Origin of the sequence: Kitasatospora sp. NPDC088779 (assembly GCF_040685395.1) — a bacterium.
Classification (GTDB): domain Bacteria; phylum Actinomycetota; class Actinomycetes; order Streptomycetales; family Streptomycetaceae; genus Kitasatospora.
Map to the genome: position 1 here is coordinate 47588 of NZ_JBFBHW010000016.1, position 13797 is coordinate 61384.

The following is a 13797-nucleotide window of genomic DNA, read 5'->3' on the forward strand; positions in this document are numbered from 1 at the left end:
CGGCTCCTGTTCCAGGGAGCCTGCCATGTCGATGATCAACAGCCTGCGCGCCGCCGTCCGCACCAACCGCCGCCGTTCCGCGGTCGGCGCGTACGACGCCGTCCCGGCGGGCGCCGGCTCGGCGGTCGTCGACTGCGCGGTGTACCAGCACGGCAAGCGCCACGGCGAGACCTGCAGCCCCCGCGAGGCCGCCCGCCGGATCAAGGCCGCGCACCAACTCCCGGACGGGGACGGCTCGTTCAGCTGGATCGGGCTGCACGAACCGACCGAGGCCGAGTTCGAGGGCATCGCCCAGCGCTTCGGCCTGCACCCGCTCGCGGTCGAGGACGCGGTGCACGCGCACCAGCGGCCCAAGGTCGAGCGCTACGACGACGTGCTGTTCGCCGTCTTCAAGACCATCCGCTACGTCGAGCACGACCAGCTCACCCCGACCAGCGAGGTGGTGGAGACCGGCGAGTTGATGGTCTTCGCCGGGCGGGACTTCGTGATCACCGTCCGGCACGGCGGCCACGGCTCGCTGCAGGAGCTGCGACACCGGCTGGAGGCCGACGCGGACGAGTCCGGGCTGCTCGCCAAGGGCCCGTCCGCGGTGCTGCACGCGATCGCCGACCACGTCGTGGACAACTACCTGCTGGTCTCCGAGCGGCTGCAGAACGACGTGGACGAGATCGAGTACGGCGTCTTCTCGGCCAAGGGCGGGCGCAGCGCCGACGTCGGCCGGGTGTACCAACTCAAGCGCGAGGTACTGGAGTTCAAGCGAGCCGTGGTGCCGCTGCTGCGCCCGATGCAGCAGCTGTCCGAACCGCTGCAGCGCCTCGTCGACCCGGACATCCAGAAGTACTTCCGGGACGTCGCCGACCACCTGGCCCGGGTCACCGAGCAGGTGCACGGCTTCGACGAACTGCTGAACTCGCTGCTCCAGGCCAATCTGGCGCAGGTCTCGGTGGCGCAGAACGAGGACATGCGCAAGATCACCGCCTGGGCGGCGATCTTCGCCGTGCCCACCATGATCACCGGCGTGTACGGGATGAACTTCGAGTACATGCCCGAGCTGCACCACAAGTACGGCTATCCGATGGTGCTCACCGCCATCATCCTGATCTGCGTCGGGATGTACCGGGGCTTCCGCCGCAACGGCTGGCTGTAGCCGCCCGCGGCGCCCGCCGGCCGCTACCGCCGGCCGCCACGGGCGACCAGGACCAGGCCCACCAGGATCAGCACCACCGCCGGATACGCCGCCACCGGGGGCCACTGGCCGAGCCAGAGGGCGGCGATCAGGGCCGCGCCCGGGGTCTCCAGCAGGATCGCCGTGGAGGTGATCGACGGGCCGAGGGTGCGCACCACGCGGTTGCTCAGCGAGTGGCCGAGCAGCTGGGCGGCGACCATCAGCAGCACGATCTGCCACCACACCCCGGCCGGCCAGCCGGCCAGCGGCGTCCCGGCGACCAGGCAGATCGCCAGCAGGCCCGCCGCCGTGGTGGCGTAGCAGACCAGCGTGTACGCGGTGGTGCTGACGGTCCTGCGGACCTCCGCGCCCAGCAGCATGTACCCGGCGGCGGCCAGGCCCGCGCCGAGGGCGAGCGCGTCGCCGAACAGCGCGCGCGGGGAGAGCGAGAGGTCGACGCCGGTCAGCACCAGCACGCCGGCGAAGGCCACGCCCGTGCCGAGCCAGACCATCCGGGGGGCGCGGACGCCGAGCAGGCGCATCAGCAGGATGGTCCACAGCGGGGTGGTGGTGACCAGGGCGGTCGCCGAGGCCACCGAGGTCATCCGCAGGCTGGGCATCCAGAGCGCGAAGTGCACGGCGAGCAGTGCGCCCGCCGCGATCGCGAGCAGCAGCGCCCGCCGGCCGATCCCGCGCAGTTCGGCGCGGTGGCGCAGCAGCGCGTACGGGCCGAGGACGCCGACCGACATGACGTTGCGCCAGAACGCGATCGCCAGCGCGGGCGCGGCGGTGGCGCTGATCAGCGGGCCGGACAGCGAGATGCCGGCGATGGAGACGGCGAGCAGCAGCAGGTCGGCGGTGGGGAGCGGGTGCACCGGCTCGGTGGCGGTGGCGGCTGGTGCGGGGGCGGTCGCGGGCCGGGCGGCGGGCACGGCGCTCCTCTGCTGGTCACGTGGGCTGGGGCGAGGCGGGGACCGGGCTGAACCGGGCCGGGGCCGGGCGTTCCTACGGTAAGGCCCGTGGCAAGCCGATGGAACTGTCGCCCGACGGCTGAGACAACTCGTGGACGGCGGAGGTCGTACGCTGGGCGCCATGGACCGTACGCCCGCCGCCGCGACCGCCGACGACTTCCTCGACCAGGCCCTGCTGGAGGAGGCCGCGAAGAAGTCCGGCCTCCTCTGGGTCCGCGCGGACGGCCAGGAGCAGGCCCGTCCGCTCTGGCACGCCTGGCACGACGGCGCCGTGGTGGTGGTCGGCGAGGGCGGCGAGCAGCCGCTGCACGGCCTGACCGCCGGATCCGGCGCGGTGGTGACCGTCCGCAGCAAGGACAAGGGCGGCCGGCTGACCGGCTGGAGCGCCCGGGTCTCGGAGCTGGCCCCCGGCGGCGAGGCCTGGCTGGGCGCCGTCGAGGAGCTCAAGGGCAAGCGGCTGAACGCGCCCGACACCGACACCATCACCGACCGCTGGGCCCGCGAGTGCCGGGTGCTGCGCCTGGAGCCCGCCGGTGCGCTGACCGAGCGTCCGGGCGCGATGCCGGACGTCTCGCACGCCGCCCAGCCGATGCCCACCGCGGCCACCACCCGCCGCCCCGTCCCGGCCGGCCTGCCCAAACTGCTGTTCAAGCGCCGCTAAAGATTCACGCCCGGGACTCCTCGGCTGTGTACCGTGCCTCGTCGGGCCGGGCTCGCGACACGCGGGTAGCCTTGCCCGCAGGTGCGCCCCGGCGTACCCGGCACGGCATCGAACGAGTCGAGGGAGTTCATGGCAGGGCCAGGCACCCGGGTCTTCATCTCCCACCTCTCCGCCCTCGCCGTCTTCGACCCGAACGGCGACCAGGTCGGCCGGGTCCGTGACGTCGTCGTCTCGCTGCGGCTGAGCGGCCGCCCGCCGCGGGTCCTGGGCCTGGTGGTCGAGGTGGTCGGCCGGCGCCGGATCTTCCTGCCGATGACCCGGGTGACCAGCCTGGAGTCCGGCCAGGTGCTCGCCACCGGCGTGATCAACCTGCGGCGCTTCGAGCAGCGCCCGTCCGAGACCCTGGTGCTCGCCGAACTGCTGGACCGCACCGTCACCTGGTCCAAGACCGGTGAGAACGTCACCGTGCTGGACGTCGGGATGGTGCAGACCCGGATGCGCGAGTGGGAGATCAGCAAAGTCTTCGTCCAGATCGGCCGGGCCGGCCGGCTGCGCAAGGGCAAGGGCGAGCGGCTCACCCTGGACTGGCAGGACGTCACCGGCTTCACGCTGCCCGAGCAGGACCAGGGCGCCGCCAACCTGCTCGCCACCTTCGACCAGCTGCGCGCCGCCGACCTCGCCAGCGTCATGCACCACCTGTCCGCCAAGCGCCGTGCCGAGGTGGCCGCCGCGCTCGACGACGAGCGGCTCGCCGACGTCCTGGAGGAGCTGCCCGAGGACGACCAGGTCGAGATCATCGGCAAGCTCAAGGACGAACGCGCCGCCGACGTCCTGGAGGCGATGGACCCGGACGACGCCGCCGACCTGCTCTCCGAACTGCCCGCCGACGAGGCCGAGCGGCTGCTCCAGCTGATGGAGCCGGACGAGGCCGAGCCCGTCCGCCGCCTGCTGTCGTACGAGGAGAACACCGCCGGCGGTCTGATGACCACCGAGCCGGTCGTGCTGGAGCCGGACGCGACCGTGGCCGAGGCACTCGCCCGCATCCGGGTCTCCGACCACAAGCCCGCGCTCGCCGCGCAGGTGTACGTCTGCCGGCCGCCGAACGAGACCCCGACCGGCAAGTACCTGGGCACCGTGCACTTCCAGCGGCTGCTGCGCGAGCCGCCGTACGTGCTGGTCGGCTCGCTGGTCGACGACGACCTGGACCCGCTGCCGCCGGACACCCCGCTGTCACTGATCACCAGCTACCTGGCGACCTACAACCTGGTGTCCGCGCCGGTCGTCGACGAGGCCGACCACCTGCTCGGCGCGGTGACCGTCGACGACGTGCTCGACCACCTGCTGCCGGAGGACTGGCGCGAGTCCGTCCTGCACGGCCACGACGACACGGACGGCACGAGGGAAGAGGTGCACGGTGGACGCTGACCGCAAGGGGCGGCGGGACGAGTCCCCCCGCCAACGCCTCCAGAGCGAACTGCGGGAACTGCGCCAGCTGCGCGAACTGCGCGGCCGGGAGGGCGGCCGGGAGCGGCGCGCCGAGATCTCCGTGGCCGGCCCGGCCCGCACCCGGCTCGACCAGCCCCGCACCGCCCGGCCCGGGCTGATCTCGCTGCCCGCCTACGACCCGGAGGCGTTCGGCAAGCTCTCCGAACGGATCGCGCGCTTCCTGGGCACCGGCCGCTTCATCGTCTGGATGACGGTGGTGATCATCATCTGGGTGGCCTGGAACACCCTGCTGCCGGAGAACGTGCGCTTCGACAGCTACCCCTTCATCTTCCTCACCCTGGTGCTGTCGCTCCAGGCCTCCTACGCGGCCCCGCTGATCCTGCTCGCGCAGAACCGCCAGGACAACCGGGACCGGGTCAACATGGAGCAGGACCGGGCCCGCAGCGACCGCAACATCGCGGACACCGAGTACCTGACCCGCGAGGTCGCGGCACTGCGGCACGGGCTCGGCGAGGTCGCCACCCGGGACTTCATCCGCTCCGAACTCCAGTCCCTGCTCAAGGAGATCGAGGAGCGCCGGGAGCCCTCCGAGACGCTGTGACCGGCGGCACGCCACCGTCGGGTTAGGGGATCCCCCGAGCGCCGTACCATCAAGGCATGGCCAACGAGACAGAGGTCGCGGCCGGCGTCACGGAGGAGTCCGTACGCCAGGCGCTGGCGACCGTCAACGACCCGGAGATCAACCGCCCGATCACCGAGATCGGCATGGTGAAATCGGTCGAGATCGCCGAGGGCGGCGTGGTGCGCGTCGCGGTCTACCTGACCGTCTCCGGCTGCCCGATGCGCGACACCATCGTCACCCGGGTCCGCGAAGCGGTCGGCCGCGTGCCCGGTGTGACCGGTGTCGAGGTCGAGCTCGACGTGATGAGCGACGAGCAGCGCAAGGAGCTCTCCCAGCTGCTGCGCGGCGGCGCCCCCGAGCGGGAGATCCCGTTCGCCAAGCCGGGCACGCTGACCCGGGTCTACGCCGTCGCCTCCGGCAAGGGCGGCGTCGGCAAGTCCTCGGTCACGGTCAACCTGGCCGCCGCGATGGCCGCCGACGGCCTGAAGGTCGCCGTCGTGGACGCCGACATCTACGGCCACAGCGTGCCCCGCATGCTCGGCGTCGAGGGCCGGCCCACCCAGGTCCAGGACATGATCATGCCGCCGCAGTCGCACGGCGTGAAGGTCATCTCGATCGGCATGTTCACCCCGGGCAACGCCCCGGTGGTCTGGCGCGGCCCGATGCTGCACCGCGCGCTCCAGCAGTTCCTCGCCGACGTCTACTGGGGCGACCTGGACGTCCTGCTGCTGGACCTGCCGCCCGGCACCGGCGACATCGCGATCTCGGTGGCCCAGCTGGTCCCCAACGCGGAGATCCTGATCGTCACCACCCCGCAGATGGCCGCCGCCGAGGTGGCCGAGCGGGCCGGCACCATCGCGGTGCAGACCCACCAGAAGATCGTCGGCGTGATCGAGAACATGTCCGGCATGCCGTGCCCGCACTGCGACGAGATGATCGACGTCTTCGGCACCGGCGGCGGCCAGACCGTCGCGGACGCGCTCACCCGCACCGTCGGCGCGACCGTCCCGGTGCTCGGCTCGATCCCGATCGACGTGCGCCTGCGCGAGGGCGGCGACGACGGCCGCCCGGTCGTGCTCGCCGCCCCCGACTCCCCGGCCGGCGCCGCCCTGCGCGCCGTCGCCGGCAAGCTCGGCGGCCGCCAGCGCGGCCTCTCCGGGCTCTCCCTCGGGCTGACCCCGAAGAACAAGTTCTGATGACGCGTCGCCGAAGGGGCCGGGTGGTTCGACCACCCGGCCCCTTCGGCGTACTCGGCGTCGTCGCGCCCTACGGGCGGGTGTAGGCGGTCAGGTCGGGGGCGGTGGCGAAGCCGGCTCCGTAGGCGCTGACGCCGCGGCCGTAGGCGCCGAGCAGGACGCCCGGGGCCTCGCCGGCGAGCACCCAGCCGTACTCGGACTCGCGGTAGCGGAAGGGCTGCGGCAGGCCGTTCACCGGGAGGCTGAGGGTGGACCAGCCGGGGCCGGCCAGGTCGTCGGCGAGGTCCCACGCGAGGGTGCTCTGCTGGTCCAGCCAGTCCTGGCGCAGCGCGCGGTCGAGCTGGCCGGGCCAGGTCGAGGCGAGCAGGCCCGAGCCGGCCAGCCAGGCGGCGGAGGAGGCGGAGGTCGCCTCCAGGGTGCCGGTGTTGTCGGCGCTGCGGCGGCTGTCCCGGCGGGCCACCGTGACCACGACCGCGAACCTGCGCATGTCGCGCGGCTCGTACTGCCTGGCCGGCTCCTCGCCGTGGCCGAGGCTGCCGTAGTCGACGCTGCCGGGCGCCCCGGCCCGGGGGCCTCCGGCGCCGGCCTGCATCAGGTAGCGGCGGCCGGTCCAGCCGTCGTCCAGGCCGTACCAGGGGAAGTCGGCGGACAGGTAGGGCACCAGCGGGTCCGCCGGGCCGGCCTGCCCGCCGACCACCGGGCCGCCGGCCGTGGCCGTCGTCCCCACCGCCTGACTCGTCGCGTCCATCCCCGGGCCTCCTCAAACACACGTTTGCCTGCCGTGGCGCGCTCCCATCGTGGCGTACCGCGGCGTTCCCGGGAGCCGTTCCTGGTCCGCGACAGCGCGGAATGTGACGGACGGCTCAGCGGGAACAATCAGCACAATAGCGGCGCACACGCCGCCGCCCCGCTCAGCCGGGCGGCCGGGCGGGGCGGTGGCGTGGTCGTACGGGGTGTGACCGGGGGCCGGTCAGGTCGCGTCGGGGTCGAACGGGGGCCGCTCGCCGGGCTGCAACGGCGCCCCGGTGGAGGCCGCCACCGGGGCGGCGGCCTTCTCGAAGCTGACGCTGCCGCTGCGGCCGTTCACCGGCGCCGCCGGCTTGTCGTCCAGGACCGAGCGGATGTCGAGCGAGTCCTTCATCTCCTTGAGGCCCAGCGGGTCCTCTTCGCCGCCCATGAGCTGCTTGCGGACGAAGGTCTTGGGGTTCAGGTCCTCGAACTCGAAGTCCTTGAACTCGGGGCCCAGCTCGCTGCGGATGTCCTCCTTCGCGTTGTCGGCGAAGGAACGGACCTTCCGGATGAAGCCCATGGTGTCCTGGATCAGCTTCGGCAGCTTGTCGGGGCCGAAGATGATGATCGCCATCACGGCCAGGGTCAGGATCTCCAGCCCGCCTACATCGCTGAACACCTAAGCTCCCTAGCTCGTCGGACGACGGTCCCTACAGGGTAATGGCCATCGGCGGGTCCATGGTCCACGCTGCGATGAAGCCGTGGTAAAGACCTGCCGATGGCCGAGATCGTCGCGACCGGGGCGCGAGCGGCGCTCTAGGTGCGGACAGGGCCTAGCGGGTCTGCTGGCGCAGTGCGGGCAGGCCGCCCGAGTTGCGCTCCGAGGCCGCCGGCGGCGTCGCGTCGCGGGTCGCGGCGACGGGGTGGGCCGGGAAGTCCACCGGGATTTGCGCGGTCATCGGGACCAGGCCCCCGCTGCGGCCCGTGCCGCCGCTGTTGCCGACCGTGCTGACCGGGTTGCCGTGCTGGTCCTCGCTCTGCGCGCTGAGGCCGCCGACCCCGCCGAGCGTGACCGCGGCGACCGAGAAGGCGCCCGCGGCGGCGAAGACGAAGCGGCGCCCGCGCGGCGCGGCGGAGCGTACGGCGGCGGCCGGGCGGGGCCGGACGGTGCTCTCGGGGCGGGCCGCGGCCTCGGGGCGGCCGTTGCGCCGGCCCATCAGGGGCCGCAGCACCGCGCCGCCGCGCCCGAACGCCCGCGGGTCGACCCCGGGCACCGGGGTGTCGGCGCCGAGCGCGCCCGCGCCGAAGGAGGCGCCTGCGCCGCGGCCGAAGGAGCCGCCGGTGAGCCGGCTGCCGCCGAGCGTGCCGCCGGCCGCGACCCCGCCGCCGGGCAGGTCGTCGTCGTCACCGCGGCTGCCGCGGCGGACGGGCCAGTCGGCGTCCGCCGGATCGTCCTCGGGCAGGCCGCCGACGGCCATCAGCCGGGCCATCAGGCCGGAGGAGGGGCCGGGGGTGCCGGTGCGGGTCAGCAGGTGCTTGACGGCCCGGCCCGCGTCGACCTCGGCGAGGCACTGTGGGCAGGTCGCCAGGTGGGCCTGGACGCGATCGCGCGAGTCGTGGCCGAGTTCGCCGTCCAGGAACGCGGAGAGGCGCTCACCGAGGTGGTGCTCCTCGGCGGCCGGCTCGGCGGGGCGCACCGGCACCGCGCGCAGCGCCGTCTCGCCCGGCAGCGGCAGCGCGGGCAGGACGGGCTCGCCCGGTTCGTCGCCGCCGCGGCGGCCGGGCAGGGCCCAGCCCCGCCTGGCCGCGGACCGGCCGGACGGGTCCGGCTGGCCCGGCCCGGACCGGCCGGTTCCGCTCACGATCGCCTCCGTCCGCGCGCACCCGGCGCGAGCGCGCCCTCGACGGCGGCGCCGACCGGCACCGGCTCCTCCGAGCCGCCGCGGCGCTCGCGCCCGGGGGCCGAGCCGGGGGCACGGTGCTTGAGCGCGGCGCGCAGGTGCGAGCGGCCGCGGTGGATGCGGCTGCGGACGGTGCCGAGCTTGACGCCCAGCGTGGCGGCGATCTCCTCGTAGGACAGTCCCTCGATGTCGCAGAGCACCACGGCGGCGCGGAACTCCGGGGCGAGGGTGTCCAGGGCGTGCTGCACGTCGGCGTCGAAGTGGGTGTCGCTGAAGTGCTGGGCCGGGCTGGGCTCGCGGGAGGCGAGCCGCTCGGCCGCGTCCTCGCCGAGCGCGTCGAAGCGGATGCGCTGGCGGCGGCGGACCATGTCCAGGAACAGGTTGGTGGTGATCCGGTGCAGCCAGCCCTCGAACGTGCCGGGGGTGTAGGTGGACAGCGAACGGAACACCCGGACGAAGACCTCCTGGGTGAGGTCCTCGGCGTCGTGCTGGTTGCCCGTCAGGCGGTACGCGAGGCGGTAGACCCGGGCGCTGTGCGCCTCGACGATCTCCTCCCAGGAGGGCGGAGTCCAGGTCTGCGCGTCGGGGCCCTCGGTGAAGGTCGCGAGGGCGGGGGCCTCGGTGGTACCGGCGGCCGGCGTCGCGGCGGCGGGCTGGTCCAGGTCGGAGTGCGCAGGCTGGTTCATCACGGGCTTCGGCGTACGGGCCGACGCGGTGCCGCGGGAGTGCCGCCGCACGGGGACGTCGCCCTCGGCCACACCTCCTCGGTCGGCTCTTCTGCCCAGCAGGGCCACCACCATATCCACCTCACCCGTCAAGCCCGGATAAAAGTGCCCGGGAGGTCTCCCGTACCCGGTCCTTCGTGACAACGGCCCGCCGCCGTACGCGGTTCCCGGTCGGCCAGTAATCTGTGCCAGGAAATATCGACTTCCCTCGGCACCGGGCCGTAACCCGGGGCTCCGAAAGAGGCAGCCATCAGCGAGTTCGGGCCCGCGCGTGTGGCCCTCGCCGACACCTACGTCGGCGAGGACGCGGTGCTGACCTACGCCCGGGCGCAGTCCGCGCGCACCGGGATACGGGCGATCGGGCCCAGCGGCGGGGCGTGCCTGCGGCTGCTGGCCGCGGCACTGGACGCCAAGGCGGTGGCCGAGATCGGCACCGGGACGGGCGTCTCCGGGGTCTACCTGCTGCGCGGCATGCGGCCGGACGGCGTGCTCACCACGGTGGACTCCGAGCCGGTGCGCCAGCAGCTGGCCCGCGAGGCGTACCACGCGGCCGGATTCGCGGCCAACCGCTCGCGGTTCATACCGGGCCGGGCGCTGGAGGTGCTGCCCCGGCTCGCCGACGGCCAGTACGACCTGGTGTTCTGCGACGGCGACCCGGCCGAGTCCAGGGAGTACCTGCTGGAGGCGATGCGGCTGCTGCGGCCGGGCGGGATGGTCTGCTTCGAGGGGGTGTTCCAGGAGGGCCGGCTGGCCGAGCCGGAGCTGCAGGACCCCCAGACGGGCGCGGTGCGCGACCTGGTCCGGGACGTCCGGGAGAGCGAGGCGCTGCTGCCGGCGCTGCTGCCGGTCTCGGACGGGCTGCTCTGCGCCATCAAGCGGTAGGACCGTCGAGCGGCAGGGCCGTCAGGCAGCCGGACCGTCAGGCAGCGGCCCCGCCGCCCCGGACCGCGGCCTCCGGGCGGCCGGGCAGGGCCCCAAACGCCGCGGGGCCCGGGCCGACATGACGTCGTACCCGGGCCCGGCAGCACATCTCCAGGAGATGACGAGCACCCGCTGCGGTCAGCCGCAGGCCTTCTTCAGGGCCTCGCCGAGGGCGTCGGCCTCGTCAGGTGTGAGCTCCACCACAAGGCGTCCGCCGCCTTCGAGCGGAACGCGCATGATGATGCCCCGTCCCTCTTTGGTGACTTCGAGCGGGCCGTCACCCGTCCGCGGCTTCATGGCCGCCATGCTCGTTCCCCTTCCTGCAACCGCTCAGCTACGCACCGGCAGTCCGTCCACCGCCGGTATCGAACGCATTGATCGGAAGCCATTATCCCGCATGCCGCGGGCTGATGACCAACATCACTCTCGGTGCAACATCGGCCGGACCGCCCCCAAGCGCCGCAATTGCCGTCATAAGCCCCGGCGTGGCGGCGGCGCGCGGGCCGTCGAAAGGTGCGATACCTCACACTCCCCACCCGGCCGTCCGCTCCGGCATCCTGGCACACGACCGACACCGAGCCGACCACAGGGAGCCCTCGCCCATGTCCGATTCCGTGCTGTACGAGCTGGACGGCGGCCTGGCCGTCATCACCATCAACCGCCCGGAGGCGATGAACGCCCTGGACGTCGCGACCAAGGTCGCGCTGCGGGACGCCGTGGCCGCCGCGGCCGCGGACCCGGCGGTGCGGGCGGTGCTGCTGACCGGGGCCGGCGAGCGCGCGTTCTGCGTCGGGCAGGACCTGAACGAGCACCTGACGGCGCTGAAGCGGGCCGAGGAGACCGGACAGAGCCCGCTGGGCACCGTCGCCGAGCACTACAACCCGCTGGTGCGGGCGCTGGCCGGGATGCGCAAGCCGACCGTCGCCGCGGTCGGCGGGGTGGCGGCCGGCGCGGGCGCCTCGCTGGCCTTCGCCTGCGACTTCCGGGTCCTCTCCGACCGGGCCGGCTTCAACACCGCCTTCGCCGGGATCGCCCTGACCGCCGACTCGGGCGCCTCCTGGACGCTGCCCCGGCTGGTCGGGCACGCCAGGGCCACCGAGCTGCTGATGCTGCCCCGGACGGTCAAGGCCGCCGAGGCGCTGGAGCTGGGCCTGGCCACCAGGGTGGTGCCGGCCGGGGAGCTCGCCGCCACCGCGCGGGCCTTCGCCCGGGAGCTGGCCGCGGGCCCCACGGTGGCCTACGGCGCCATCAAGGAGTCGCTGGCGTACGGCGCCTCGCACTCGCTGGACGAACTGCTCGACAAGGAGGACGAGCTGCAGACCCTGGCCGGCGAGAGCGAGGACCACCGGATCGCGGTCCGCGCCTTCATCGCCAAGGAGAAGCCGACCTACCTGGGCCGCTAGGGCGCGCCCAGCGGCCCTCTTCGGATCACACCGGGCGCGCGGTGCGGACGTGGCAGTCCGCCAGGTGGTCGTCGACCAGGCCGCAGGCCTGCATCAGGGCGTAGGCGGTGGTCGGGCCGACGAAGCGGAAGCCCTCCTTCTTCAGGGCCTTCGCGAGCGCGGTCGACTCGGGCGTGACGGCCGGCACCTCCCCCATCGTGCGGGGGGCCGGCCGGTCCGGGGCTCCGGCGAACCGCCAGATCAGCGCGTCCAGCCCGCCGTCCAGGTCGCGGGCGACCCGGGCGTTGGCGATGGCGGCCTCGATCTTGGCCCGGTTGCGGATGATGCCGGTGTCGGCGAGCAGCCGCTCCACGTCCGCCTCGCCGAACTCGGCGACCGCGGCGATCCCGAAGCCGGCGAACGCGGACCGGAAGCCCTCCCGGCGGCGCAGGATGGTCAGCCAGGACAGCCCGGACTGGAACGCCTCCAGGCAGACCCGCTCGAACAGGGCGTCGTCGCCGTGCACCGGACGGCCCCACTCGGTGTCGTGGTAGGCCCGGTAGTCGTCGGTCGACTCGCCCCAGGCGCAGCGGCGCAGGCCGTCCGCGCCGAGCACCGCGCCCTCGGCGAGAGCGGTCACCGGTCGTTCACCGGCTTCGCGTCCTCGGGCCGCTCCTGCTCGGGCCGCTCCTTGGTGAGCGCGACGGCCGGTTCGACCACCTTCGCGAACTCCTCCAGGCCGGGCAGCGGTTCGGCGCCGGCGTCCGGGCCGTCGGTCGCCTCGACCGCGCCGCGCAGGTGGCCGGCGGCCTCCAGTTCGGCGATCCGCGAGTCGCGGTAGGCGAGTTCGGCGCCGAGGCGGTCCAGGACGTCGTCGACCTCGTCCATCCGGTAGCCGCGGACGGCCATCGGCAGCCGCAGGTCGTCCACGTCCGCCTTGCTCAGCGGACGGTCCTGCGGCAGCCGGGCGGCGATGCGGTCCTGCACCGCCTCCGGCATCGAGCCGCCCCCGCCGAGCGCCACCAGCGCGGCGCCGCCGACCACCACGGCCATGGCGACCACGATCACCCAGAACACGAGCTGTCCTCCCGAACTCCCGGCCGGCCTGCTGCGAAGTGCCCCCGACCAAACTGATCATGACAGCATGGTCCCTGTGAGGCCGGGGGCCATCATCGCACCCGCAGCAGCTGTGGAGGAGACATCGGTGGCACTGCGCCTGGGACCGCGGGAATTCGGTGACGACGAGCTGGTGATCATGGCGATCGTCAACCGGACGCCGGACTCGTTCTTCGACAGGGGGGCGACCTTCGCGGACGAGGCCGCGTTCGCCGCCGCCGACCGCGCGATGGCCGAGGGAGCGGCGATCCTGGACATCGGCGGGGTGAAGGCCGGGCCCGGTGACGAGGTCACGGTGGAGGAGGAGCTGCGGCGCACCGTGCCCTTCGTGGCCGAGCTGCGCAAGCGCCACCCGGAGGCCGTGATCAGCGTCGACACCTGGCGGCACGAGGTCGGCGAGGCGGTCTGCGAGGTGGGCGCCGACCTGCTGAACGACGCCTGGGGCGGGGTGGACCCGAAGCTCGCCGAGGTGGCCGCGCGCCACGACGTCGGGCTGGTCTGCACGCACGCGGGCGGCGCCGAGCCGCGCACCCGGCCGCACCGGATCGGCTACCAGGACGTGATGGCGGACATCCTGCGGGTGACCGTCGGGCTGGCCGAGCGGGCGGTGGGGCTGGGTGTGCGGCGGGACGCGGTGATCATCGACCCGGGGCACGACTTCGGCAAGAACACCCGGCACTCGCTGGAGGCCACCCGGCGGCTGCCGGAGATGACCGCGACCGGCTTCCCGGTGCTGGTCTCGCTGTCCAACAAGGACTTCGTCGGCGAGACGCTGGACCGGCCGGTGAACGAGCGGCTGCTCGGCACCCTGGCCACCACCGCGGTCTCGGCCTGGCTGGGCGCGCAGGTCTACCGGGTCCACCAGGTCGCGGAGACCCGCCAGGTGCTGGACATGGTCGCCTCGATCCGGGGCACCCGCCCCCCGGCGGTCGCCCGCCGGGGGCTGGCGTAGGCGGCCCGGA

General features: G+C 73.8%; 16 protein-coding genes. 8 read left to right on the plus strand and 8 right to left on the minus strand.

Annotation, left to right across the window (positions count from 1 at the left end; all coding sequences use genetic code 11):
- The first annotated feature begins 25 nt into the window (after window positions 1–25).
- The gene (gene corA, locus AB0P03_RS17485; RefSeq protein WP_363629531.1) at window positions 26–1147 is read left to right on the plus strand and encodes a magnesium/cobalt transporter CorA; all 1122 of its coding nucleotides are present in this window, start codon (window positions 26–28) and stop codon (window positions 1145–1147) included.
- Between the two features lie 23 nt (window positions 1148–1170).
- Here the strand turns inward: corA and AB0P03_RS17490 are convergent, their stop codons facing one another.
- Window positions 1171–2040, minus strand: a complete 870-nt coding sequence (locus tag AB0P03_RS17490) for a DMT family transporter (RefSeq protein WP_363629616.1) — start codon at window positions 2038–2040, stop codon at window positions 1171–1173.
- 217 nt (window positions 2041–2257) lie between these two features.
- On the opposite strand from AB0P03_RS17490, the gene AB0P03_RS17495 reads away from it, so the two are divergent.
- The 4 genes from AB0P03_RS17495 (at window position 2258) to AB0P03_RS17510 (ending at window position 6061) form a co-directional block, all read left to right on the plus strand.
- The gene (locus AB0P03_RS17495; protein WP_363629533.1) at window positions 2258–2797 is read left to right on the plus strand and encodes a hypothetical protein; all 540 of its coding nucleotides are present in this window, start codon (window positions 2258–2260) and stop codon (window positions 2795–2797) included.
- Window positions 2798–2926: 129 nt separating this feature from the next.
- Window positions 2927–4222, plus strand: coding sequence for a CBS domain-containing protein (locus AB0P03_RS17500; protein WP_363586748.1), 1296 nt, complete (start codon window positions 2927–2929; stop codon window positions 4220–4222).
- A gap of 76 nt (window positions 4223–4298) precedes the next feature.
- On the plus strand, window positions 4299–4844 hold the full coding sequence (locus AB0P03_RS17505) for a DUF1003 domain-containing protein (protein WP_363586765.1): 546 nt from the start codon (window positions 4299–4301) through the stop codon (window positions 4842–4844).
- 56 nt (window positions 4845–4900) lie between these two features.
- Window positions 4901–6061, plus strand: coding sequence for an Mrp/NBP35 family ATP-binding protein (locus tag AB0P03_RS17510; RefSeq protein ID WP_363621460.1), 1161 nt, complete (start codon window positions 4901–4903; stop codon window positions 6059–6061).
- 70 nt (window positions 6062–6131) lie between these two features.
- Here AB0P03_RS17510 and AB0P03_RS17515 read toward each other — a convergent pair whose 3' ends face one another.
- The 4 genes from AB0P03_RS17515 to sigE form a co-directional block, all read right to left on the minus strand.
- Window positions 6132–6809, minus strand: coding sequence for a hypothetical protein (locus AB0P03_RS17515; RefSeq protein WP_063347930.1), 678 nt, complete (start codon window positions 6807–6809; stop codon window positions 6132–6134).
- A 222-nt stretch (window positions 6810–7031) separates the two neighbouring features.
- Window positions 7032–7469, minus strand: coding sequence for a sec-independent translocase (locus tag AB0P03_RS17520; protein ID WP_363621459.1), 438 nt, complete (start codon window positions 7467–7469; stop codon window positions 7032–7034).
- A 154-nt stretch (window positions 7470–7623) separates the two neighbouring features.
- On the minus strand, window positions 7624–8652 hold the full coding sequence (locus tag AB0P03_RS17525; RefSeq protein ID WP_363629535.1) for a zf-HC2 domain-containing protein: 1029 nt from the start codon (window positions 8650–8652) through the stop codon (window positions 7624–7626).
- On the minus strand, window positions 8649–9491 hold the full coding sequence (gene sigE / locus AB0P03_RS17530) for an RNA polymerase sigma factor SigE (RefSeq protein ID WP_350879899.1): 843 nt from the start codon (window positions 9489–9491) through the stop codon (window positions 8649–8651). Before sigE ends, AB0P03_RS17525 begins: the two co-directional genes overlap by 4 nt.
- A 198-nt stretch (window positions 9492–9689) precedes the next feature.
- Here sigE and AB0P03_RS17535 point away from each other — a divergent pair, with 198 nt between their 5' ends.
- A complete protein-coding gene (locus AB0P03_RS17535) occupies window positions 9690–10298 on the plus strand; it encodes a class I SAM-dependent methyltransferase (RefSeq protein WP_350879900.1) in 609 nt (202 codons plus the stop codon).
- 177 nt (window positions 10299–10475) lie between these two features.
- Here AB0P03_RS17535 and AB0P03_RS17540 read toward each other — a convergent pair whose 3' ends face one another.
- Window positions 10476–10643: a DUF3117 domain-containing protein gene (locus tag AB0P03_RS17540; protein WP_014137929.1), complete on the minus strand. Its 168-nt coding sequence runs from the start codon at window positions 10641–10643 to the stop codon at window positions 10476–10478.
- A 296-nt stretch (window positions 10644–10939) separates the two neighbouring features.
- On the opposite strand from AB0P03_RS17540, the gene AB0P03_RS17545 reads away from it, so the two are divergent.
- Window positions 10940–11740, plus strand: coding sequence for an enoyl-CoA hydratase-related protein (locus tag AB0P03_RS17545; protein ID WP_363629537.1), 801 nt, complete (start codon window positions 10940–10942; stop codon window positions 11738–11740).
- A gap of 25 nt (window positions 11741–11765) precedes the next feature.
- Here AB0P03_RS17545 and AB0P03_RS17550 read toward each other — a convergent pair whose 3' ends face one another.
- Both AB0P03_RS17550 and AB0P03_RS17555 read right to left on the minus strand, forming a co-directional pair.
- Window positions 11766–12359: a DNA-3-methyladenine glycosylase I gene (locus tag AB0P03_RS17550; protein ID WP_363586754.1), complete on the minus strand. Its 594-nt coding sequence runs from the start codon at window positions 12357–12359 to the stop codon at window positions 11766–11768.
- Entirely contained in the window at window positions 12356–12796 is a 441-nt protein-coding gene (locus tag AB0P03_RS17555) for a DivIVA domain-containing protein (RefSeq protein WP_363586755.1), read from the minus strand. Before AB0P03_RS17555 ends, AB0P03_RS17550 begins: the two co-directional genes overlap by 4 nt.
- A gap of 178 nt (window positions 12797–12974) precedes the next feature.
- Between AB0P03_RS17555 and folP the strand changes: the two genes are divergently transcribed.
- A complete protein-coding gene (gene folP, locus AB0P03_RS17560; RefSeq protein WP_363586766.1) occupies window positions 12975–13787 on the plus strand; it encodes a dihydropteroate synthase in 813 nt (270 codons plus the stop codon).
- Window positions 13788–13797: the final 10 nt, after the last annotated feature.